The organism is Actinocorallia herbida (assembly GCF_003751225.1).
In the GTDB taxonomy this organism is placed as follows: domain Bacteria; phylum Actinomycetota; class Actinomycetes; order Streptosporangiales; family Streptosporangiaceae; genus Actinocorallia; species Actinocorallia herbida.
The window spans coordinates 6,768,155-6,789,153 of record NZ_RJKE01000001.1 but is presented as its reverse complement, the minus strand read 5'-3'; the positions used below and the strand labels follow the sequence as shown (position 1 = coordinate 6,789,153).

Genomic DNA, 20,999 nt, shown 5'->3' with positions numbered 1-20,999 from the left:
GGATAGGGACTCCTACCGAGTACTCGGTAGGTCTCGTTATATTTCCGTTATTGAACTAGGGTGGGCCGCCATGAACCGACGCGAGGAGATCCTGCTCGCCGCGCTCGACGTCTTCGCCGAACGCGGCTACACCGGGGCGTCCATCGCGGCGGTCGCCGAGCGGGTCGGGCTCAGCCAGCAGGGCGTCCTGCACTACTTCCCGAGCAAGGACCGGCTGCTCGCCGAGGTGCTGCGGCTGCGCGACGAACGGGGCCTCGACGTCATCGCGCTGCCGGGCGCCGACGGCCGCATCACGCTCGACACGGTGGCCTCGATCGTGGAATGGAACACCGAGCGGCGCGGGATCGTGCAGTCCTTCACGGTGCTGGCGGCCGAGAGCGTGCTGGAGGGCCATCCGGCCGCGGCGTTCTTCCGCGAGCGCTACGGCAGCGCCCGTGGGTGGATGGCCGAGGTCGTCCGGGCCGAACTCGGCGACGCGCTGCCCGGCGGGGTGACGCCCGAGCAGGCCGCCCCTCTGCTGTTCGCCGTCATGGACGGGCTCCAGCTCCAGTGGCTGCTCGCCCCCGACGAGATCGACATGCCCGCGCTCTTCCGCGCGTTCCTCGCCCTGCTGGGCGCGGCCCGCCCCGCGGGGTGACCGCGGGCGCGCGCGGCACGTCCCCGGTGCGCGGAGGATCCGTACGGCAGGGTTCACCGGTTCGGCGCGGTTCACCGATTCAACATCGAGCCGGACTTCCGGTACCTCTGTACCGGTACGCAGGTGTGGCACGACGGAGGCCCCGATGGTGATGTACCTGTTCCTGGCCGGCGCGATCCTCAGCGAGGTGATCGCGACGAGCCTTCTCAAGAGCACCGAGGGCTTCAGCCGCCTGCTGCCCACCCTCGTCTGCCTCGCCGGGTACGGGCTGTCGTTCGTGCTGCTCGCGCAGGGCATCGCGCGCGGGCTCCAGGTGGGCGTCGCATACGCCATCTGGGCGGGTGTCGGCACCGCGCTGATCGCGGCGATCGGCGTGCTCTTCCTGGACGAGCCGGTCAACGCGGCCAAGGTCGCGGGGGTCGTCCTGGTGGTCGCCGGAGTGGTCACCCTGAACCTCTCGGGCGGGCACTGAGGCGCCCTTCAACCCATCGTCTTCTGCCCGTCGACGGTCTCGCGCAGGATGTCCGCGTGCCCGGCGTGCTGCGCGGTCTCGGCGAGGATGTGCAGCAGGACGCGCCGGACGGTCCAGGCGGTGCCGGGTTCGTACCAGGGCGCCTCGGGCAGCGCGTGGGCCGCGTCGAGGTCGAGTTCGGCGAGCAGCGCCTCGGTCTCGGCGGCCACCTCGCCGTAGAGGTCGAGCAGCGATTCCAGGGTCTCGCCCTCGCCCATCACGAACTCCAGGGCGCGAGCCGCCGGATCGAAGGCCGGCCCCTCGGCGCCGTGGACGGCGAAGCGCATCCATCCCCGTTCGGTGAGCGCCACGTGCTTGACGACGCCGCCGAGGGTCAGCTCGCTCACCGTGCTCCGCCGCACCGCCTGGTCGTCGGTCAGGCCCTTGACGGCGAAGCGCAGGAACTCCCGGTGCCGCCGCATCGCCGCGCGGAAATCAGCTCGTTCCGTGTTCATGCCCTCACTGTAAGACGCCCCTCTGACATTTCCCGGCCCGCACCGGGCCTTGCCCGGAGTGCCCGCACCTGTCCCCATCAGGTATTCCGACACATTCGGTAGAAAAAATTGACCAACGTCTGGTCCGTGGGGCTTGATCATGGTCTACTGACGATTCCTAGTTTTCCTATCGAAGGGGTTGGGATGTCGTCGTTGTCCCGTCGTGCGTTCGCCGGACTCGTCGGAGGGGGAGCCGCGGGCGCGGCCCTGGCGGGTCCCGCGTTCGCCTCGCCGTCGGAGCCGCGCGAGGGGGAGGCCGAGTTCAGGGCCGAGGGCAAGGGGAAGAAGCCGCGGCCGCCCAAGCAGCCCAACATCCTGGTGATCATCGCCGACGACCTCGGCGCCTCGGACGTGTCGAGCTACGGCGCCCCGCACATCAAGACGCCCAACCTGGACAGGCTCGCCGCGCAAGGCGTCCGGTTCACCCAGGCGTACTCCGGCTCGGCCACCTGCTCGCCCACCCGGTTCTCCCTCTACACCGGCCGCTACCCGGGCCGTCTTCCCGGTGGTCTGCTGGAGCCGCTGAACGCCCGGGGCGTCGGCCTGCCCCCCGAGCACCCGACCCTCGCGTCGCAGTTGAAGAAGGCGGGCTACGACACCGCGCTCATCGGCAAGTGGCACGCGGGCTACCTTCCGGAGTTCAGCCCCACCAAGAGCGGCTGGGACGAGTTCTTCGGCAACTTCGGCGGCGCGCTCGACTACTTCTCCAAGATCGGCACGCAGGGCGAGTACGACCTCTACGAGGGCGACGCCACCTATGAGGACCTGCGCTACTACGAGACGATCCTCACCGAGCGCGCGGTGGACTACGTGGGCCGCCGCCACGAGAAGCCCTGGCTGCTGAACCTCAACTTCACCACCCCGCACTGGCCCTGGGAGACCAAGGACGACAAGGCGGTCAGCGACGCGATCACCGCCAAGATCCAGGCGGGCGTGAACCCCACCCAGGCCCTCCTGCACAACGACGGAGGCTCCGTCGAGATCTACGCCAAGATGGTCGAGTCCCTGGACGCGTCCATCGGCAAGGTCCTGGCCGAGCTGCGCAAGTCGGGCCAAGAGGACAACACCGTGGTGCTGTTCTCCAGCGACAACGGAGGCGAGCGCTTCTCCTACAACTGGCCGCTGACCGGCAACAAGGCGAGCCTGTACGAGGGCGGCATCCGCGTCCCGAACATCCTGCGCTGGCCCGCGGCGCTCAAGGGCAGGCAGTACAGCGCCGTGCCCGTCTTCAGCCCCGACTGGACCGCGACCCTCCTGGAGCTCGCCGGCACCGTCCCGGACCCGGCCTACCCGCTGGACGGCAGGAGCCTCGCCGGGTACCTGCTGCGCGGCGAGACCGTGCCCGAGCGCGACCTGTTCTGGCGGACCCGCGGCTACCGCGCGCTGCGCCGTGGCGACTGGAAGTACTTCCGCGGCACCGGCGGCGCCGACCAGCTGTTCAACCTCGCGGTCGACGAACGCGAGGTGAGCGACTACGCGAAGCTGGAGCCCGCCAGGCTCGCCTCGTTGAAGCAGTCGTGGGAGGCCATCGCAGGCACCCTGCTGCCTTACAGCTGAGTGAAGCCCCGGCTTCCGGGGCGGCGGAGCGCGGCGCGGCGGGTCCAGACGATGGGCCCGCCGCTTCTGTGCCTTTATGACCCGCCTGTAGGGCAGATTTCGGCCTGTCCATAAAATCGCAGGCAGGGATCGGTGCCGGGGGGCGCCGGCCCTGGCGGGCGCGCCGACGACGGCCGCCCGCGGAAAGGCGCGGGAACATGACATATCTGACCGTCTCCGGTCCCTATCAGCTCGACGTGACCCAGCGGGAGGAGCCCTACCGGCCCGCCCCTGACGGCGTCGTCGTGGACATCGTCTACACGGGCATCTGCGGGACCGACGTCCACGGCTACACCGACGGGCACATGCTCCCGCCCGCCGTCTTCGGCCACGAGTGGACCGGCAGGATCAGCGCGGTAGGAGCCGCGGTGAAGGGGCTGCGCGTCGGGCAGCGCGTGGTCGGCGGCGTGGGACCGGCCTGCGGGCACTGCCCCCAGTGCCGCGCCGGGCACGCCCGCCAGTGCGACACCGCTTTCGCCGAGGCCAACGGCGTCGACCCCGCCGCGCCCCCGCACGGCGCCTTCGCACACCGCGTGGCGGTCGCGGCCCGGCGCGCCATCCCGGTGCCCGACGCGCTGACGGACGTCGAGGCGGCCCTCGTCGAGCCCGCGACGGTGGCCTTCCACGCGGTCCGTCGGGCGGCGATCGAGTTCGGCGCCCTCGCCGTCGTCCAGGGGGCCGGGCCGATCGGGCTGCTCACCGCGCAGCACGCGCGCAACGCGGGGGCCGGGCGGGTCATCGTCTCCGAGCCGTCGCCCTCCCGTCGCGAGACCGCCCTGCGCCTCGGTTTCACCGACGTGGTCCCGCCCGAGGACCTCGCCCCGCTGCTCGCCGCCGCCTCCGGCGGCCTGGGCGCGGACGTGGTGTTCGAGTGCGCGGGCGTCGCGTCGCTGTTCCAGCCGTCGGCCGAGCTGGTGCGCCGGGGCGGCACCCTGGCCCTGCTGGGCTTCCCGCTGACGACCTCGACGGTCAGCTACGGCGACTGGCAGGCCCGTGAGCTCACCGTGATCGGCTCCCTCGCCTACAACCACGACGACTTCCTCGCGACGATGCAGGCGATCGCGTCGCGCCGCCTCGACGTGAAGGCGCTGCACACCGCGACGATCCCGCTCTCGGGCCTCCGCGAGATGCTGGAGGAGCTCGACTCGGGCGCGAGTCCCCAGACCAAGGTGCTCGTCGACCCCAACGCCTGACGCGCGAAGGCCCCGGCACACCGGTGCCGGGGCCTTCGGAAGCCGTGCCTAGCCGAGGCCGCCCTCGGTCGGGGTCAGGACGCCCGCGATGATCAGGCCGAGGATCAGGAAGCCGAGCAGGACCCGGTAGACGACGAACGGCATGAACGTGTGCGTGCTGATGTACTTCAGGAACCAGGCGACGGCGGCGTAGCCGACGACGAACGCGATGAGGGTCGCGACGATCGTCGGCCCCCACGCGGGCGAGGGGCCCTCCCCGATGTCGAAGAGCTCGAGGACGCCCGAGGCGAGCACGGCGGGCATGGCCAGCAGGAACGAGAACCGCGCGGCGGCCTCGCGGCTGTAGCCGAGGAACAGGCCCGCGCTGATGGTGCCGCCGGAGCGCGAGACGCCCGGGATGAGGGCGAGGGCCTGGGCGAAGCCGTAGCCCAGCGCGTGCGGCAGCGTCAGCTCGCTGATGGGCTTGCCGGGCGAGTTCAGCCGGAGCCGGTCGGCGGCGGCGAGGATGAGGCCGAAGAGGATCAGCGTGGCGCCGATGATCCGCAGGTCCCGCAGGGCGGTCTCGATCGTGTGCTGGAAGGCGAGCCCGAGGATGCAGATCGGGAGCGACCCGGCGATGATGAACCAGCCCATGCGGGCGTTGGGGTCACCGCGCATGTCCTTCTTGAACAGCGCCAGCACCCACGAGCGGACGATGGACACGATGTCCTTGCGGAAGTAGATCAGGACCGCGGCCTCGGTGCCCAGTTGGGTGACCGCGGTGAACGCGGCGCCGGGATCCTCCCAGCCGAACAGCGCGGAGAACACCCGCAGGTGCGCGCTGGAGGAGATGGGCAGGAACTCGGTGAGCCCCTGGATCAGCCCGAGGACGACGGCTTCGAACCACGACATGAATCAAGCGCTCCGATTCGGAGACGACGGGAGGACGATCGCGAAGCCGATCATGACCCCGCCCGCCGAGATGTTACTCCGCGGCGGCCGGGCGGACCTCCCAGTCGCCAATCGTTCATCTAACCTTCTTCCTGGATTTTTCCTACCTTTATCCCAGGAGGGAAGGGCGAGGCACCCCGCGCAGGTACGGCCGCCTCCCAGAGCGGCCGTACGAGCGCGGAGCGCCGCCATAGGGCGAGAGGGCCCCGGGCCTCGCTTACACGGGCTCCGGCACGGCGCTCTCGACCTCGGCGGCGGACAGCGCCGCGTAGCGCTCGGGGGCGCGGCGGCGCAGGGAGATCGCGGAGATGACGCCGCCGGCGAAGGCCGCGACGGACAGGATCAGCAGCACGGTGTTGGTGGTCGTGCCGCCGCCCGTCAGGAGGCCGAAGTTCGCCAGGACGAGGCAGAGCACCACGATGAGGGCGACGGCGCTGAGGCCGGGGGCGACGGTGCTGCGCCAGAGGCCCACCTCGGGGTGGTTGCGCCGCAGGTAGACGACCACGGCCACGGCGCACAGGGCCCAGAGGGCGATGATCCCGGAGAAGCCGAGGGAGCTGCCCCACAGGAGGAGGCCGAGGTAGGGGTCGAGGGAGAACACGGCCCAGACGACGATGACGATCATCGCGACGGCCGTCTGGAGGTTGCCCGCGACGTGCGGGGCGAGGGTGCGGGGGTGCGTCTTGCCGAACACGGACGGCACGAGCCCTTCGCGGCCCAGGGAGAACAGGTAGCGGTTGGCGGCGTTGTGCAGCGCGAGGAGGGCGGCGAAGGCGCTCGTCAGGAGGAGGATCTCCATGACCGCGCTGACGGGGCCCGGCGTGAACGCCTCGTAGACGCCGATGACCAGGCCCTCGAGGTCGTTCTCCGCGGCGGCCGAGATCTGGTCGGCGCCGACCGCGTACACGACGATCCAGGTGCAGAAGGCGTAGAACACCGCGATGAACCCGACCGCGATGTAGGTCGCGCGCCGGACCGTCCGGATGCCGCCGCGGGCCTCCTCGCTGAAGATCGCGGTGGCCTCGAAGCCCATGAAGGCGCCGAAGACCAGCGCGAACATCGCGCCGTTGCCCGGGGTGAGCACCTCGCCCGGGGCGAAGGAGCTGAAGCTGGTGTCTCCGGAGCCGCCCTTGGCGATCACGAAGACGGCGAGCACGACCAGGATCGCGATCTCGGCGAGGAGCAGGACGGCGAGGACCCGCGCGCTGGTGTGGATACCGCGGAAGCCGAGGTAGCCCACGAGGGCCGCCCCGGCGAGGGCGAACAGCCACCACGGCAGGTCGAGGCCGGTGTACCGGGCGAAGGAGTCCGCCGCGTAGAGGCCGAGCGCTCCGTAGCAGCTGATCTGGAGGCCGTTGTAGGCCAGCAGGGCGAGGGTGGCGGAACCGGAGCCGAGCGGCCTGCCCAGACCCTTGGAGATCATGGCGTAGAACGCGCCGGCGTTCCGGACGTAACGGGCCATGGTCATGAAGCCGACGGCGAAGAGCGTCATCACGATGCCGGCGACGATGTAGCCGCCGGGGACGGCGGCGCCGCCCTTGAGGAAGTGCAGTGGGGCGAGCGCGACGACGAGGGTGAGCGGCGCGAGGGCGGCCAGGACGGTGAAGACGAGATCTCTCGTCCCCATCGCGTCCGCGGCCAGCCGGCCGGGGCCGGAACTGTCTGCCATGGTCATTCCTCCGGGGGTCTCACGTGTTCCGCACACGGTATGGACCGTTCCGGGGTGTGTGAACTGGTCGAATCGTCCTGGGAGTGCTTTCGATTTGTACGAACCGTCCTGTCAGCCGCCGCGAGCCCGCCAGCGCAGGGCGAACCACAGCTCCATCCGGACGTCCGGATCCGCGAGATCCAGGTCGAGCAGCCGGGCGGTCTGGCGGATCCGGTGCCGGACGGTGTTGCGGTGCACCCCGAGTTCCGCGGCGGTCCTGTCCCAGTTGCCGTGCTGGGCGAGCCAGGCGCGCAGCGTGCCGAGCAGCACCGGCGCGTCGCGGGCGGCGTCCAGCGGGGCGAGGAGCCCGGCGGTGTGCCGGGCGGCCTCCGCGGGCTCCAGCAGGCCGAGGAGGCCCTCGGCCGGATCCTCCGCCACGACGGCCGCGCCCTTGATCCTGGAGCCGTTCAGGGCGGCTTCGGCCTGCTCGCGTGCCTCGGCCAGGTCCTCGGCCCGGTGCGGGCGGCTGATCCCGGCGAAGATCCCCGCCTCGTCCAGCGCGCGGGCCTGGTCCGCGGGCGGCCTGTCACCCGGCACGAGGGCGGTGAAGGCGTCGCCATCGGGCACGACATAGGGGGTCGCCAGGACTTCGGCGAGCGTGTGGGCGACGGCCCCCGGGGGGCCGGGCAGGCCGGAGGGCAGGCTGCGGACGACCCGCCACGTGGTGTCCTCGGGCAGGTCGAAGGGGGCGGCCAGGACCGCCTCCCAGGAGGGCGGCCGCAGGAGGCCCGCGACGGCGGCGGCGCCCAGCGTGTCGGAGGACGCGATCTCCGCGGGCGCGGTGAACAGCAGCGACAGCGCGGAGGCCGCCACCGCGATGAGCCCCCGGTCGGCGACGGTGAAGGGAGCCGCGCGGGCCACCGCCATCGCGTAGCCGGACGGGGAAGGGCCGATCAGGCGCTGGATCTCCACCTGCTGGTCGGCGGCGTTCAGGGCGGCGCTGAGGGGCGTGCGGCTCGCGCAGGCCCGGTTGAGCGCCTCGCTCACCCGGCGGTCGGCGCGCACCGGCCCGGCCGCCCAGGTCCGGTCCCGGTTGTGGTCGACGACGAGGACCCAGCCTTCGAGCAGTTCGGCCAGCCGGTCCACGACCGCGCGCAGCGGGCCGGGGCCGCCCGCCGCGCGGATCAGCACGCCCTGGCCGTCGGAAAGGCGGCGCAGCGCCAGGGTCTCGCCGCGGACGAGCTCGGCGTGGTGCGCCTGGGAGAGCGCCGCGAACGGGACCTCGGGAGGGATCTCCAGCAAGGTCATCCGGGCCTCTTCACAGGCCGCGATGAGGGAGGCGGGGACCTCGTCGAAGACCGGGGTCAGCCCGAAGCCGACGGCGATGACCCCCGCGGACGAGAGGCGCGCCACATACGCGGCGCTGTCCTGTGGCCGGAAGTCGATCCCGGCGGTGAGCAGCAGTTCGCCGCCGGACAGGAAGGGCACGGGATCGGCGAGTTCGCTGACGTGGACCCAGCTCACCCGCCGGTCCGCCGGGTCGGCGCCGCCGAGGACGCGCAGGCCGAACCGGTCGACGAAAAGCCGGAGAGGTACCACGCGTCAAAACTAGCCGGTCACTCCTCGTGGCCGGTCCACCGGCCGGGCTCACCGCGTCACCTTGCGGGACGGCGCCATGGGCCCCAGTCTTTGATCATGCACCGTTCCGCGCCCCTCGTCGTCGTCATGGGGGTCTCAGGCTCCGGCAAGACCACGATCGGGCAGTTGCTCGCCGAGGCGCTGGACGTGCCCTTCGAAGAGGGCGACGCCCACCACCCGGAGGAGAACATCGCGAAGATGGCCTCCGGCGTCCCCCTGACCGACGAGGACCGGGAGCCCTGGCTCGACATCCTCGGCGGCTGGCTGCGCGACAACGCGGCGAGCGGAGGCGTCATGTCCTGCTCGGCGCTCAAGCGCTCCTACCGCGACCGCCTGCGCGACTCCGCCCCGACGACGCGCTTCCTGCACCTGCACGGCCCGAAGGAGCTGCTGGCGTCGCGACTCCAGGACCGGACCGCGCACTTCATGCCGCCGTCGCTGCTCGACTCCCAGCTCGCCGTCCTCGAGCCCCTGGCCGCCGACGAGGCGGGCGCGACCCTCACGATCGGCCCGCTCCCGTCGGTCCTGGCGCACCGGGCGCTCGTCGTCCTCGGCCTCGCACCCGAGACCGGCTGAGAAGGCGCGCCGCGGACCGTGCTCGATCCGCCCGCTTTCCGGACAAGGGGTCGGAGATCGGGTACCGCGGATTTCCCGGGCGGCCGGAAATTTGTCGGCGGCCCCGCGTAGTGTCTGGCCAGGAAACAGCGGTTGGAGGGGAACACCATGGGCGCTTGGGATTACGGGCCGTTCGACAACGACAGCGGGCTCGACTTCGCCGCGTCGGTCAGCGACGCGCCGGACGCCGCGGCGGAGACGATCCGGGGGGCGATGGCCGACATCGTCCGGGGCACGGACTACCTGGAGGAGCACGAGGTCTCGGGGGCCCTGGTCGCGGCGTGCTTCGTGGCCGAGCGGCTCGTGCCGGGCACGATCGAGGACGTCAACGGCCGGGATCATGCCGCGAAGCTGGAGTTCGCGCCGTCGCCGGAGCTCGTCGGGCTCGCCGTCGCCGTCTTCGACCGGGCCTTCGAGGCGCGCGACAACGAATGGGCCGAGCTGTGGGACGAGGCGGAGGCGCTGGACAAGGTGCGCGCCGAGCACGCCGCGTACGAGGCGGTGCTGCGCGCGGCCGTGCCCTGAAGGGCGTCAGCGCGCGGCGGTGCGCAGGATCTCCGCGGCCACCGTCGCGGGGTCGGTGAACATCACCATGTGGCCGGAGACGGGGGACTCGACGAGGCGGCCGTTCCGGTGGGCGGCCGCCGTCAGCCGATGGGCCTCGGTGAGCGCGGCGCGGTTGGCCCGGTCGGCGCGTGGCTCCTTGGTCCCGGAGATGACAGAGAGATCGAGGCCGCCGAGCGCGGGCGGGGCTTCGCGCACCGCCCGCAGGTCGGCCAGGCCGCCCGTGCCCTCGTCGCGCAGGCCCCGTGCGGCGCGCACGGTGAAGTCCTCGGCGCGGTGGTCGGCGGCCACGTCGGCGGGCTGGGCCTTGCCCGGCGACAGCGCCCCGAGCAGGCGGTAGAGGCCGATCCTGGCGAGCAGCACCGTCGTCCGGCCGCCCTTGGCGAACCGCCGCTCGGCGGCGGGCGTGAAGTACAGCGGGCAGTTCTCGTCGGTCGGGTCGACCAGCACCAGGCCGCGGATCCGCGCCGGCCGCGCCGCGGCGACGGTCCGCACGACGAGGCCGCCCCAGCTGTGGCCCACCAGCACGAACGGGCCGGGGCCGAGCGCGTCGAGCAGCGCCGCGAGGTCGGCGGCGAGCCGGGCGAGGGTGCGCGGCGCGGTGTCGTCGTCGCTGCGCCCGAGGCCCGCCCGGTCGTAGACGACGGTCCGGGCGCGCGTCGCCACCTCGGGCACGACGAGCCCCCAGCAGGACCGCGAGAACCCCATTCCGGATTCGAACACCACGGTGACGCCGCCGGAGCCGCGCGTCATGTAGTGCAGCCGCCGTCCGCCGCCCACCTCGGCGAACCGGCTCACGCCGAGGGTGTGCCCCTGCCCCGCCATCCGCCACCGTCCCTGCCGAGCCCACGAGAACTGCGGCAACCCTAACCTCCCCTGCCTCTTTCCCGGCATTCCTCCCGAACGGTGTGCGCCGTCCGGGTCGAGGCGCGGGGTGAAGGGAAGGGCCGGGGAGGTTTTGCGGGGGCGTGGGGCTGGGGGGAGCGGCCGGATGGAAGTGACGGAGACAGGGGGTGGACGTGGACGAGGCGCACCGGATCGGCGCGGCGGAGGTCGCCGGGCTGCTCGGCACCGATATCGCGGCGGGGCTGGACTCCCGCCGGGCCGCGGAGCTGCTGGCCGCCGACGGGGCCAACCTGCTGTCGGCCGCGCGCGGCAAGAGCGCGATGCGGCGCTTCCTCGAGCAGTTCAACAACGCGCTCATCTATGTGCTGCTGGCCTCGGCCCTGGTGACGGCGCTGCTCGGCGAGGTCGTCGACACCGTCGTCATCTGCGCGGTGGTGCTGGCGAACGCCGTCGTGGGATACCTCCAGGAGGCGAAGGCGGAGAAGGCGCTGGCGGCGCTCGCCGCGATGGCTCCGGACGAGGCGGTCGCGGTCCGCGACGGCGAACGGGTCAGGCTGCCCGCCGCCGAGCTGGTCCGCGGCGACGTCGTGGTGCTGGGCGAGGGCGACAAGGTGCCCGCCGATCTGCGGGTCGCCGAGGCGCACCGGCTGGCGGTCGACGAGTCGGCGCTCACCGGCGAGTCGCTGCCGGTCGGCAAGGACCCGGCCGCCCCACCGGGCGAGGCGCTCGGCGACCGGAAGAACATGGCCTACGCCGGGACCCTCGTCACCGCGGGCAGCGGCACCGGGATCGTCACCGCCACCGGCGACGCCACCGAGCTGGGCAAGGTGAACCGGCTCGTCGGCGCGGCCACCGCGGTCCGCACTCCGCTCACCCGCAAGATCGACGCCTTCACCAAGGCGGTGACGGTCGCGATCCTCGTGCTCGCGGTGTTCACCTTCGCCGTAGGGGTGCTGCGCGGCCAGGAGATCGCCCAGATGGTGACCACCGCGGTCGCGCTCGCGGTCGGCGCCATCCCCGAGGGGCTGCCGGCGATCGTCACGGTGACGCTGGCGTTCGGGGTGTCCCGGATGGCGGCGCGCGGCGCGATCGTGCGGCGGCTGCCCGCGGTGGAGACCCTGGGCGGCACCACCGTCATCTGCACGGACAAGACCGGCACGCTCACCCGCAACGCGATGACCGTGGTCACCGCTTCCGCGGGCGGCGTCCCCTACGCGCTTTCCGGCGGCGGCTACGACCCGGCCGGTGAGGTCCGCGACGCCGCCGACCGGCCGGTGGACGCCGGGGCGCTCCCGGCGCTCGCCGAGCTGTTCACCGCGGGCGCCGCCTGCAACGACGCCGGTCTGGCGCCCGACGCGGACGGCGTCTGGCGGATCATCGGCGATCCGACCGAGGGCGCGCTGCTGGTGAGCGCGGCCAAGGCGGGCGTGCCGGAGCCGCCGGAGCGCGTCGACGTCATCCCGTTCTCCTCGCGCGCCCAGTACATGGCCACCCTGCACACCGACGGCACGGTCTATGTGAAGGGCTCGGCCGAGCGCGTCCTCGCCCGCTGCGCCGACGCCCTGGACGCCGAGGGCCGCACGGTCGCCCTCGACCGGGCGGAGGCGGAGGGGGAGGCGGCCGCGCTGGGCGAGCGGGCGCTGCGCGTCCTGGCGTTCGCGCGGGCGCGGGGGCACGAGGGCCCGCTGGAGGAGCTGCCGCCGCTCACCTTCCTCGGCCTCCAGGGCATGCAGGACCCGCCGCGCCCCGAGGCCGTCGCGGCGGTCGCGGCCTGCCGCACCGCCGGGATCGAGGTCAAGATGATCACCGGCGACCATCTGGCGACCGCGCGGGCGATCGGCGGGGAGATCGGTCTCGGCGGCGGCGCCGCGGTGAGCGGCACGGAGCTCTCCTCCTGCGCGGAAGAAGAGCTGCCCGAGCTCGCCCGGCGCGCCTCGGTGTTCGCCCGGGTCTCGCCCGAGGACAAACTGCGGCTGGTGAACGCGCTGCGCCGGGACGCCCAGGTGGTCGCCATGACGGGTGACGGCGTCAACGACGCCCCCGCGCTCAAGCAGGCCGACATCGGCGTCGCGATGGGCGTCACCGGCACGGAGGTGGCCAAGGAGGCCGCCGACATGGTCCTCACCGACGACGACTTCGCCACCGTCGAGGCCGCCGTGGAGGAGGGTCGCGGGGTCTTCGACAACATCGTGAAGTTCATGATCTGGGCGCTGCCCGCCAACCTCGGCCTCGGTCTGCTCCTGGTGGCCGCGGTCGTCCTCGCCACCGACCTGCCGATCGAGCCCCTCCAGGTGCTGTGGCTGAACATGACCGCGGTGCTGATCCTCGGCCTGCCCTTCGCCGTCGAGCCCCGCGACCCCGACGTGATGCTGCGCCCGCCCCGCCCGCCGGACGCCCCGCTCGTCGAACGCCCCTATGTCCTGCGGATCCTGCTGGTGTCGCTGATCCTGCTCGCGGGCTCTTTCGGCCTGTTCCACCTGGAACGCGCCCAGGGCGCCTCGCTGGCCGTCGCGCAGACCGTCGTGGTGAACGTCTTCGCGCTGACCCTGCTGACGTACCTGTTCGCCTGCCTGTCCCTGAACCGGCCCGTGCTGTGGGGCGGCGTGCGCCGCAACCCCTGGGTGGGCGTCGGCGCCCTGGCCCTCGTCGCGATCCAGCTGCTCTACACCTACGTGCCGTTCATGCACTCCCTCTTCCGCTCCGCGCCCCTGACCTGGGCGCAGTGGCTGCCCGTCCTGGCCGTGGCCGTCCTCGCCTACCTCGCGGTCGAAGTGCTCAAGGCGATCCAGCGGCCAAGGCCGCTCACGCCCGCCGAAGAGGGGGCGTGAGCGCCTGCGGGGGCACGCTCGGGCCGACCGGAAGGAGGTGCGCGGCGCCGGTGCCGCGTGCTCGATCATGAGATGCCGGGCGGCCGCGTGGTCCGTGAGGGACTTCTGGCTCATCCGGGCCCGGCGCGGTGGACGTGCCGGGCGCCGCTCGGGTAGGCGCGGCTGGACCGTGAGTCGGGCGGGGCGGTTCGCGTCGGCCGATGGCCTGGGGCCGGGCTCCCGCGGGGTCAGTCCTTCCCGGGCAGGTCAGGACCACCCCGCGCGACGGCTGCGGCGGCGTCCCCGTCGTAGTGCTTGCGGCCGGTGAAGGTGATGGCGGTGCCGATCACCAGGGGGATGAGCAGGACGGCGAACGCGCCGCGCAGCGAGCCGGTGAGGTCGGAGGCCGCACCGACCAGGAGGGGGCCTGCCGAGCCGCCGAGGGTGATGAGGAACTGGAGGACGGCGAAGCCGAGGCCGCGCCGGTCGGTCGGAACGACGTCGGCGTTGGCCGCGGTCAGGTTGGGGATCGCGATGCTGAACCCGATGTTCGACAGGCAGTAGAAGACGGTCTGGACGGCGAGGAAGTCCGAGAGCAGGACGGTCCCGGCGAGGCCGACGGTGCCGACCGCGACGCCGATCGCGCCGAAGTGCACGCGCCAGCCCGAGGACCTGCCGTGCAGCCGGTCGCCGTACCGCGCGCCCAGGAGGGTGCCGATGATCATGCCGAGGAGGCCGACGCCGCCGGAGATGCCCGCCGCGGCCCCCTCCGCGAGGCCGTGGGTGCGCTCGTAGTAGCTCGGCATCCAGTAGTAGAGGCCGCCGAGGCCGAAGAACAGGACGGTGAGGCCGAGCACGACCGAGCGCAGCGTCCTGATCGCCAGTAGGCCGCGCAGCTGGTCGAGCAGCGGTTCCTGCGGCCCGGCCGGGCCCTCCTCCGGATCGGGCGCGGACTTGACGGTCCGGGCCGCCTCGATCCGGTCGCCGAGGCCGCGGACGGGTTCGCGCACGGTGAGGCAGGCGAGCGCGATGAGGACGCCGGGGATCGCGATGACGAAGAACATCGCGCGCCAGCCGATGGCCTGGGAGAGCAGGCCGCCCGCCATGATGCCGAGGGGGAGGCCGGAGAAGTAGGCGAACCGCTCGAGCCCGTAGGCGCGGGCGCGGCTGCGGCCGGGGTAGTAGTCGGCGAGGATGCTGGAGCCGGAGGGGTTGTAGAGCAGGCCCGCGCCGCCGAGCAGGACGCGCACCGCGAAGAGCGTCGCGTACGACTGGACGAGGCCGGACCCGATGGTGAGCAGCGACCAGACCGCGACGACCAGCGCGACGGTCCAGTTGCGGCGGCCGCGGTCGGCGAGGCGGCCCGCGGGGATGAGCAGGACCACGCCCGCGACGGCGGCGGCGGTGGCGATCGCGCCGCCCGCGGTGTCGGAGAACCCGAACTCCGCCTGGATCTTGGGCAGTGCCCCGGCCACGAGGTTGGCCTCGACCCGGTCGATGAGCGCGACGAGCGCGATGACGATCGCGGGCCACCACCCGAACGGTGCGGTCCGATCGGGATCGACGGCCACCGGAGGCCTCCCCGGATAGGCCGTGATCTCCACGGTACGGGTCCCGGGCCGGGGCGGGTCGCTGACGGCGCTCATGCACATCCCGTTCTACACAAGGAAACGACGTTTCCTTAGCGAGGATCGGGCATGCGCCGCCGCCGAACAAGCACGACCAGGTAAATCCCCAGAAACGTGCGAGCGGCCGACCGCGCCGGCCGCGAGACCAGCGCCGGCGGGAAACGGGAAGGCGGCACCGAGGCGGGGTTCGCACCCCGGGAAGACCCCACGGCCAGGAGGGAAACGGGAGGGAGACGCGCCGGGGAACGGGCGCTCCAGGCGGGGAAGCCGGACGGGAACGGGGCGCCGGGAGGGAGGCGCGGTGGGAAACGGGCGCTCCGCGCGGAGAGCCGGACGGGAACGGGATGTCAGGAGGGGGCGCGGTGCGAAACGGGCGCTCCAGGCGGGAGAGCCGGATGGGGAAAGGGGTGCGGGGAGGGAGGCGCGGTGGGGAACGGGCGCTTCGGGCGGAGGCCACGGGGAAGCGGGGGCCGTGCACGGCGGGACCGCGGATGCGGGGTCAGGCGGGTGGGACGTCGCCGGACGGGATGGTGATCCAGGTCGCCGCCGCGGAGGCCAGGAGGGCGCCTTCCGCGTCGTACAGCGCCGTGTGGCTGAGGACCTTGCGACCCAGGGGCGGCGCGGAGGAGGCGACGACCACGTAGGGCTCGCCCGCGCGGGGGAGGGCCGTGATCTCGGCGGCCATGCGGCCGAGGACCATCGGGTGGGCGGCGAGGTCCTGGGTCCAGGCGCCGGGGCAGTCGAGGGCGGCCCACACCAGGGGCGCGCCGATCTCGCCCGCTCCGTCGGCGAGGTCCGCGGCGGGCTCCCAGGCGCACGCCACCGTCGCGGCGCGACCGGGGACCGCGCCGGGCTCCAGCGCGAGGCCGTCCCGGGCGGGCCGGCCGGGGCCGCACACGAAGCAGCCGGGGAACGGGTGGAACTCATGTCCCCGGTAGCGGCGCTGCGCCTCCCGCGCGGTCGCCGGAGGGACGGCGGGCGGCACGGGCCAGGCGCCCGGCCCCGTGGGGCTCGGCGCCGCCTCTGCCACCAGGGTCCCACCGTGCAGGATCCGGCCGCCGTCCCCGTCGTGCTCGACCGTCAGTGCCGTGTCGAGCGGCGGCGGAGTGCGCAGGGTCACCACCGCGCCGCCCCTGTCGCCGCCGGTCACGGCGCGCGCGAAGACCGCGCAGGAGTAGCCGCCGTTGCCACTGGCGGCGGGCCCGTTGAAACGACCCGGGATCACTACCGCCATGCGCGGCCGCTCCTGTCCGTCGAGAACCGCCCTGTGCCGGGCGGCTCTGTCAGTCCTCGACCCAGCCGTGCTTCTTGGCCACGGTGAGGATGCTTTCGCGCAGCTTGATGATCTGCGCGCCGGTGAGCTCCGGAACCGAGGAGAGGAACAACTCCGTCAGTTCGCGGTTCAGCTCTCCCGGCGTCAGCACGTCGCACAGGCTGTCATCGTCACCCGACCAATCGCGATCTGGCAGGTCGAACGGCGCGTCGAGGTCGTCGGCGTAGGAACCGTTGCCCTTGGGCCGGTCCAGCAGCCGGACGGAGAAGGCCTTCGGGCCCCGCTCCCCGTCCATGACCTCGAACTCCACCGGCGTACCGGCCTTGAATGTGCCCTTGTCGGCGTTCAGCTCATTGGCGTGGACGAACACGTCAGCACCGCCCCCGTCCGGGGCGATAAAGCCATAACCACGCACATCGTCGAAACGCAGGATTCTTCCCGACAGCGCCACAGAAACTCCCCGAGCACCAACCATCGAACGGCGCGCTCGCCGTGATCTCCCGCGATGGCCGTTTCCCCATCCCCCGGCGGATCGTGGTTCGGTCCACCCGGAAGCGATCTCGGACGGAATGCCCGGATCCCCTTGGCCGTGGTCGTCGGTCGTGATCTCAGCACGCGCCTACCTTGACCTTTTGACGATACCCGCTCCGCGGACCGCATGGGACGTCAAGGCCCGGCGTGTCCCGGTCAGGCGGCCGGGGACAGCTCCGCCGCGAGGTAGTCGCGCCATTCCCGGACCAGCGGATGGCCCCGGTGCGGGGTCAGCGAGCGGGTGAAGGACCGCAGCAGCGACAGCGCCCGGTGCGAGGACAGCTCGTTGGCCATGGGCACCGCGGGCCGCGCCACCGACAGCGCCTCGTCGAGCGCGCCCTGGCCGTGCAGCGCCTGGGCGTGGTGGACGACGTTGAACTGGGCCGAGCGGGGATAGGAGGCGCCGAACCCGGCGAGCGCGGTGCGCGCGCACGCCGCGGCGCGCACGTGCTCGCCGATGAGGCGCCACGCGCACCCTGCCTCGGCGGCGATCTCGGCGGGGCCGAGGTTGCTGATCCAGTGCGGCTCGGCGTCGCCGGGGGCGGCGCGCGCGAAGGTCGTCTCGACCTCGCCCAGCAGCAGCTCGACCCGGCGTGCGCCATGCCGGTCGGGGGTGTCGCACAGGGCGGCCTGGAGCGCGGTGGCGCGCGCCTCGCGCAGTGCGAGCGCGGCCCGGACGCGCGGGGGCGCCCCGGCGGCCCGGCCCGCCTCGCGGGCCGCCCTGGCGAGCCGGATCGCCCAGACGGGCTGGGCGAGGTCGATCGCCTGCTGCGCCATGACGGTGAGCACCCAGGCCGCGGTCGTGCCGTCGTCCGCGGCCTTGGCGAGTTCCAGCGCGCGCCCGTACAGCTGCTGGGCGAGCCCGTCGTGGCGCAGGTCGTAGGCCTCCCAGCCGGCGAGTCCCGTCATGGTCGCCGCCGCCGACAGGAGGGCGGCGCCCACGGCGTCGTCATAGGTGCCCGCCAGGAGGGGGGCCACCCTGGCGTGCAGGAAGTCGACCACCGCGGGACGGACCATCCCGCCGCCGTACTTGCGGTCCATGGCGGCGAAGGCCCTTGTCGCCTCCTGGATCCGGGCGATGTCCGACGGCCCTACGCGCACCCGCCTTCCGACTCGCGAAAGGGTCCCGGGGCCGGGGTCGAGCGTCCAGTGCAGGAGCCATTCCGGCCAGGCCGAGGCGTCCACGGCGAGATCGGTGAGCGCGGCCCGCCGGGTGAGGTCGGCGTCGGCCCGCCACAGCGCGACGGCGTCGGCGAGGGTGCCGTGCAGGGAGGCGGGGGGAGGGGCGGCGGGGGCCTCGCAGGGCGTTCCCGCGCCCACCCACCGGGCGACCTCCTCGGTGGCGGCGTTGAAGACCTCCGCGAGCCGCGCCCGGTGCGCGGGGCGCACGTCCTGCACGCCGCGCTCCCACCGCGACCAGGTGGAGACCGAGACCCGGACCGCCTCCGCGGCGTCCTCCTGCCCCCAGCCGTAGCGTTCCCTCGCTGCCTTGAGGGCCCTTCTGGGCCCCGCTCCCTGCTTGGCGTTCACACCCGCCTCGCTGTACGTCGATTCTGAGATTTCCGGTTCTGATTCTGGTCCCGCCGGGCGAGTGCACCCGGCGCTTTGCCGGAAAACGCTTGGTAAACGCCCAGCGCATCGCGAACGCCCGCTGAAACGCTCTTCACATCCGGTCGGGACGGATGTGGGGTGGGTCGCGGTGATCTTCGGAACGAGGTGGACTGCTCTTGGGCTTGTGGAAGCGGCGCACGGCACCTGTCCCCCAGGCGGCCCCCGCGTCCGGCGCGGCGCCCTGGCCGCCCGACGTGGCGGGCGCGCTGGCACTCCGGCTGCTCGGCATCGTCGAGGAGCAGCGCGAGGCGCTCGACGCGCTCCAGCAGGACGAGGACGATCCCAAGGTCCTGGAGCAGCTCTACCGGATCGACCACGGCAACGCCCGGGTGCGCAGGCTCGTCCGCGGCCTCCAGGTGCTCAGCGGGTCGTCCGACGGCTACGGCGGCCCCGCCGCGACGCTCCAGGACGTCATCGCGGTGGCGACCGGCATGGTCGGCCAGTACCAGCGCGTGCGGGCCGAGGAGACGGGGGAGCCCGCAGGGCTGCTCGCAGCCCCGCACTTCGCCGACGACCTCGCCCTACTGCTCGCCGAACTCCTCGACAACGGCACCCGCTATGGCGGCGCAGTCACCACCGGCGTCTACCGGCTGGAAGACGGGTCGGTCGCCGTCTACGTGCGCGACACCGGCACCGGCTGTCCGCCCGACTGGATGGCGCGCGTCAACGCCTGGCTCGCGGGAACGGTCCAGCCCGTCATCGCCGAGAACGGCAGGCACAGCGGCCTCACGATCGTGCACCACCTCGCCCGGCGGCACGGCCTCCAGGTCAACGTCTCGGTCGCGCCGCCCGCGCAGGACGCGCCGGGCACCGTCGTCACGGTGTTCGTGCCCGCCGGGCTCCTCCGGCCCGTGCCCGCCGCCGGCCGGGCCCGTCCGGCGGCCCCGGCCGCCCCCCGGCACGCGGCGGAGCCCCTGGGCGCCGCCGACCTGCCGCGCCGTGTCCCGGGCGCCGCCTACGACGGCGCCGCGAGCGCCTCGCCGGAACAGTCCTCCGGCCACGCGCCCGCAGGGCCCGCCCCCGGTACGGGGTCCCCTTACGACCAGAGCCCTCCATTCGGCCAGGGCGCCACCCTGGCCGACCTCGCAGCCGCCTTCTCCACCGACCCCCGGGAGCGACCACAGTGACAGGACCGTCCCGTCTGCCCGGACAGGCAGGCGCCGACCTGAGCTTCATGATCGACGACTTCGCCCGGGTGCCCGGCGTGCGTCATGTGGTGCTGCTGTCCATGGACGGCCTGGCGATGCTGTGGTCGTCGGGGCTGGAGCGCGACTCGGCGGAACGGCTCGCCGCGCTCACCTGCACGGCGCTCGGCACCGGCCGGGCGCTGGCCAAGGAGGTCGGCGAACGCGACGGGCGCGGCGGCCAGCTCATCTGCCAGTTCCCCTCCGGCGGCCACTTCGTGGTGGGCGCGGTCGGCGTCACCGCGGGCATCGGCGTCGCGGTCGAGCCCGGCGCCCCGCTGCCCGGCGTCGTCAACGAACTTCAGCGGCTCATCGGCGCGGTGGGCGCGCGGCTCGCTCCGTCGCCGCTGATGGCCGGGGGCGGGATCGCGTGACCCCGCCACCGCGCCACCCCTGGGTCCGCGCCTACGTGCTGTCCGGGGGCCGGACCGGCACGCAGTGGCGGATGCTCATGCACACCCTGATCAGCGGCACGGGCAGGCTCCCGGCCGCCGCGGCGGGCCCCCAGCCCGAGGCGCAGGCGCTGTACCTGCGGGTCTCGGCGGGTCCGCAGACCGTCGCGGAGCTGTCGGCGGCGTGCGGGGTGCCGCTCGGCCTCACCCGGGTGCTCCTCGGCGATCTCGCCGGGCGGGGCCTGGTCACCGTGCACGCCGACCTCGATCCGTTCAACCCGCTCATCCTGGAAAGGCTGCTCGATGGCCTCCGCGCACTTTGACGTCCCGGCCTCGGCGAAGATCGTGGTGGCCGGCGGCTTCGGGGTCGGCAAGACGACCTTCGTCGGCGCGGTCAGCGAGATCGAGCCGGTGAACACCGACGCGTGGATGACCGCGGAGGCGCTCGGCGTGGACCCCGGTCGTCCGGGGAAGGTCCGCACGACCGTCGCGATGGACTTCGGGCGCGTCTCCCTGTCGACCGGCCTGGTGCTCTACCTGTTCGGCACGCCCGGCCAGCCGCGGTTCTGGCACATGTGGGACGACGTCGCGCGCGGCGCGAGCGCGGCGGTCGTCCTCGTCGACACCCGCGACCTGGAGTCGTCCTTCGCGGCGGTCGACTACTTCGAACGCGACCGCGCGCTGCCGTTCATCGTCGTGGTGAACCTCTTCGACGGCCTGGCGACCCACTCGATGGACAAAGTGAGGGAGGCGCTCCAGATCTCCCCCGACGTGCCCGTCATCGCCGCCGACGTGCGGATGCGGGGCCAGACCGTCAGCGCGCTGGTCACCGCGGTGCAGCACACGCTGCATGCGACCCGTTCCCACTCCCGGTAATCCCCTTCCCCTTTCGGAGCACCCT

Annotated in this window: 20 protein-coding genes; 11 read left to right on the top strand and 9 right to left on the bottom strand. The window is 73.1% G+C overall.

Going from position 1 to position 20,999, the window contains the following annotated elements:
* Positions 1-70 precede the first annotated feature (70 nt).
* Positions 71-637, top strand: coding sequence for a TetR/AcrR family transcriptional regulator (locus EDD29_RS30970; RefSeq protein ID WP_123667835.1), 567 nt, complete (start codon positions 71-73; stop codon positions 635-637).
* Positions 638-782: 145 nt separating this feature from the next.
* Positions 783-1,109: a DMT family transporter gene (locus tag EDD29_RS30965; RefSeq protein ID WP_123667834.1), complete on the top strand. Its 327-nt coding sequence runs from the start codon at positions 783-785 to the stop codon at positions 1,107-1,109.
* An 8-nt stretch (positions 1,110-1,117) separates the two neighbouring features.
* Here EDD29_RS30965 and EDD29_RS30960 read toward each other — a convergent pair whose 3' ends face one another.
* A complete protein-coding gene (locus EDD29_RS30960; RefSeq protein ID WP_123667833.1) occupies positions 1,118-1,603 on the bottom strand; it encodes a DinB family protein in 486 nt (161 codons plus the stop codon).
* A 183-nt stretch (positions 1,604-1,786) separates the two neighbouring features.
* Here EDD29_RS30960 and EDD29_RS30955 point away from each other — a divergent pair, with 183 nt between their 5' ends.
* Both EDD29_RS30955 and EDD29_RS30950 read left to right on the top strand, forming a co-directional pair.
* Complete coding sequence (locus EDD29_RS30955) at positions 1,787-3,199, top strand: sulfatase-like hydrolase/transferase (protein WP_123667832.1); 1,413 nt, start codon at positions 1,787-1,789, stop codon at positions 3,197-3,199.
* A gap of 197 nt (positions 3,200-3,396) precedes the next feature.
* A complete protein-coding gene (locus EDD29_RS30950; RefSeq protein ID WP_123667831.1) occupies positions 3,397-4,431 on the top strand; it encodes a zinc-dependent alcohol dehydrogenase in 1,035 nt (344 codons plus the stop codon).
* A 48-nt stretch (positions 4,432-4,479) separates the two neighbouring features.
* Here the strand turns inward: EDD29_RS30950 and EDD29_RS30945 are convergent, their stop codons facing one another.
* From EDD29_RS30945 to EDD29_RS30935, 3 genes are all read right to left on the bottom strand, one after another.
* On the bottom strand, positions 4,480-5,322 hold the full coding sequence (locus EDD29_RS30945; RefSeq protein WP_123667830.1) for an undecaprenyl-diphosphate phosphatase: 843 nt from the start codon (positions 5,320-5,322) through the stop codon (positions 4,480-4,482).
* Between the two features lie 256 nt (positions 5,323-5,578).
* Positions 5,579-7,030 carry an APC family permease gene (locus EDD29_RS30940; protein ID WP_170201658.1) on the bottom strand — a complete coding sequence of 484 codons (1,452 nt, stop codon included), beginning with the start codon at positions 7,028-7,030 and terminating at the stop codon, positions 5,579-5,581.
* A gap of 111 nt (positions 7,031-7,141) precedes the next feature.
* On the bottom strand, positions 7,142-8,608 hold the full coding sequence (locus EDD29_RS30935) for a PucR family transcriptional regulator (protein ID WP_123667828.1): 1,467 nt from the start codon (positions 8,606-8,608) through the stop codon (positions 7,142-7,144).
* A gap of 96 nt (positions 8,609-8,704) precedes the next feature.
* Here EDD29_RS30935 and EDD29_RS30930 point away from each other — a divergent pair, with 96 nt between their 5' ends.
* Positions 8,705-9,223: a gluconokinase gene (locus tag EDD29_RS30930; protein WP_123667827.1), complete on the top strand. Its 519-nt coding sequence runs from the start codon at positions 8,705-8,707 to the stop codon at positions 9,221-9,223.
* A 147-nt stretch (positions 9,224-9,370) separates the two neighbouring features.
* Positions 9,371-9,787: a DUF4259 domain-containing protein gene (locus EDD29_RS30925; protein ID WP_148086150.1), complete on the top strand. Its 417-nt coding sequence runs from the start codon at positions 9,371-9,373 to the stop codon at positions 9,785-9,787.
* 6 nt (positions 9,788-9,793) lie between these two features.
* Here EDD29_RS30925 and EDD29_RS30920 read toward each other — a convergent pair whose 3' ends face one another.
* Positions 9,794-10,651: an alpha/beta fold hydrolase gene (locus EDD29_RS30920; protein ID WP_123667825.1), complete on the bottom strand. Its 858-nt coding sequence runs from the start codon at positions 10,649-10,651 to the stop codon at positions 9,794-9,796.
* A gap of 188 nt (positions 10,652-10,839) precedes the next feature.
* Here EDD29_RS30920 and EDD29_RS30915 point away from each other — a divergent pair, with 188 nt between their 5' ends.
* Positions 10,840-13,500 (top strand): cation-translocating P-type ATPase, encoded by a 2,661-nt coding sequence (locus tag EDD29_RS30915; protein WP_123667824.1) that lies wholly within the window; start codon positions 10,840-10,842, stop codon positions 13,498-13,500.
* Positions 13,501-13,727: 227 nt separating this feature from the next.
* Here the strand turns inward: EDD29_RS30915 and EDD29_RS30910 are convergent, their stop codons facing one another.
* The 4 genes from EDD29_RS30910 to EDD29_RS30895 form a co-directional block, all read right to left on the bottom strand.
* Entirely contained in the window at positions 13,728-15,125 is a 1,398-nt protein-coding gene (locus EDD29_RS30910) for an MFS transporter (protein WP_170201657.1), read from the bottom strand.
* A gap of 481 nt (positions 15,126-15,606) precedes the next feature.
* Complete coding sequence (locus EDD29_RS30905; RefSeq protein WP_123667822.1) at positions 15,607-16,341, bottom strand: hypothetical protein; 735 nt, start codon at positions 16,339-16,341, stop codon at positions 15,607-15,609.
* A gap of 49 nt (positions 16,342-16,390) precedes the next feature.
* Positions 16,391-16,831, bottom strand: a complete 441-nt coding sequence (locus tag EDD29_RS30900) for a cold-shock protein (protein ID WP_211360025.1) — start codon at positions 16,829-16,831, stop codon at positions 16,391-16,393.
* Between the two features lie 236 nt (positions 16,832-17,067).
* Positions 17,068-18,441: a helix-turn-helix transcriptional regulator gene (locus EDD29_RS30895; RefSeq protein ID WP_170201656.1), complete on the bottom strand. Its 1,374-nt coding sequence runs from the start codon at positions 18,439-18,441 to the stop codon at positions 17,068-17,070.
* Positions 18,442-18,638: 197 nt separating this feature from the next.
* Here EDD29_RS30895 and EDD29_RS30890 point away from each other — a divergent pair, with 197 nt between their 5' ends.
* From EDD29_RS30890 to EDD29_RS30875, 4 genes are read left to right on the top strand one after another with little or no spacing between them, the layout of a single operon-like run.
* The gene (locus EDD29_RS30890) at positions 18,639-19,649 is read left to right on the top strand and encodes an ATP-binding protein (RefSeq protein ID WP_170201655.1); all 1,011 of its coding nucleotides are present in this window, start codon (positions 18,639-18,641) and stop codon (positions 19,647-19,649) included.
* A complete protein-coding gene (locus tag EDD29_RS30885; protein WP_148086148.1) occupies positions 19,646-20,080 on the top strand; it encodes a roadblock/LC7 domain-containing protein in 435 nt (144 codons plus the stop codon). Before EDD29_RS30890 ends, EDD29_RS30885 begins: the two co-directional genes overlap by 4 nt.
* Positions 20,077-20,421, top strand: a complete 345-nt coding sequence (locus EDD29_RS30880; protein WP_123667817.1) for a DUF742 domain-containing protein — start codon at positions 20,077-20,079, stop codon at positions 20,419-20,421. Before EDD29_RS30885 ends, EDD29_RS30880 begins: the two co-directional genes overlap by 4 nt.
* Positions 20,402-20,974: a GTP-binding protein gene (locus tag EDD29_RS30875; protein ID WP_123667816.1), complete on the top strand. Its 573-nt coding sequence runs from the start codon at positions 20,402-20,404 to the stop codon at positions 20,972-20,974. Before EDD29_RS30880 ends, EDD29_RS30875 begins: the two co-directional genes overlap by 20 nt.
* Positions 20,975-20,999: the final 25 nt, after the last annotated feature.

Excerpts from the sequence above, each read along its gene's own strand:
- EDD29_RS30905 (WP_123667822.1), bottom strand. The coding sequence starts at position 16,341 with ATGGCGGTAGTGATCCCGGGTCGTTTCAACGGGCCCGCCGCCAGTGGC.
- EDD29_RS30910 (WP_170201657.1), bottom strand. The coding sequence starts at position 15,125 with ATGAGCGCCGTCAGCGACCCGCCCCGGCCCGGGACCCGTACCGTGGAG.
- EDD29_RS30940 (WP_170201658.1), bottom strand. The coding sequence starts at position 7,030 with ATGGCAGACAGTTCCGGCCCCGGCCGGCTGGCCGCGGACGCGATGGGG.
- EDD29_RS30945 (WP_123667830.1), bottom strand. The coding sequence starts at position 5,322 with ATGTCGTGGTTCGAAGCCGTCGTCCTCGGGCTGATCCAGGGGCTCACC.
- EDD29_RS30955 (WP_123667832.1), top strand. The coding sequence starts at position 1,787 with ATGTCGTCGTTGTCCCGTCGTGCGTTCGCCGGACTCGTCGGAGGGGGA.
- EDD29_RS30925 (WP_148086150.1), top strand. The coding sequence starts at position 9,371 with ATGGGCGCTTGGGATTACGGGCCGTTCGACAACGACAGCGGGCTCGAC.
- EDD29_RS30950 (WP_123667831.1), top strand. The coding sequence starts at position 3,397 with ATGACATATCTGACCGTCTCCGGTCCCTATCAGCTCGACGTGACCCAG.
- EDD29_RS30960 (WP_123667833.1), bottom strand. The coding sequence starts at position 1,603 with ATGAACACGGAACGAGCTGATTTCCGCGCGGCGATGCGGCGGCACCGG.
- EDD29_RS30875 (WP_123667816.1), top strand. The coding sequence starts at position 20,402 with ATGGCCTCCGCGCACTTTGACGTCCCGGCCTCGGCGAAGATCGTGGTG.
- EDD29_RS30970 (WP_123667835.1), top strand. The coding sequence starts at position 71 with ATGAACCGACGCGAGGAGATCCTGCTCGCCGCGCTCGACGTCTTCGCC.
- EDD29_RS30920 (WP_123667825.1), bottom strand. The coding sequence starts at position 10,651 with ATGGCGGGGCAGGGGCACACCCTCGGCGTGAGCCGGTTCGCCGAGGTG.
- EDD29_RS30930 (WP_123667827.1), top strand. The coding sequence starts at position 8,705 with ATGCACCGTTCCGCGCCCCTCGTCGTCGTCATGGGGGTCTCAGGCTCC.
- EDD29_RS30965 (WP_123667834.1), top strand. The coding sequence starts at position 783 with ATGGTGATGTACCTGTTCCTGGCCGGCGCGATCCTCAGCGAGGTGATC.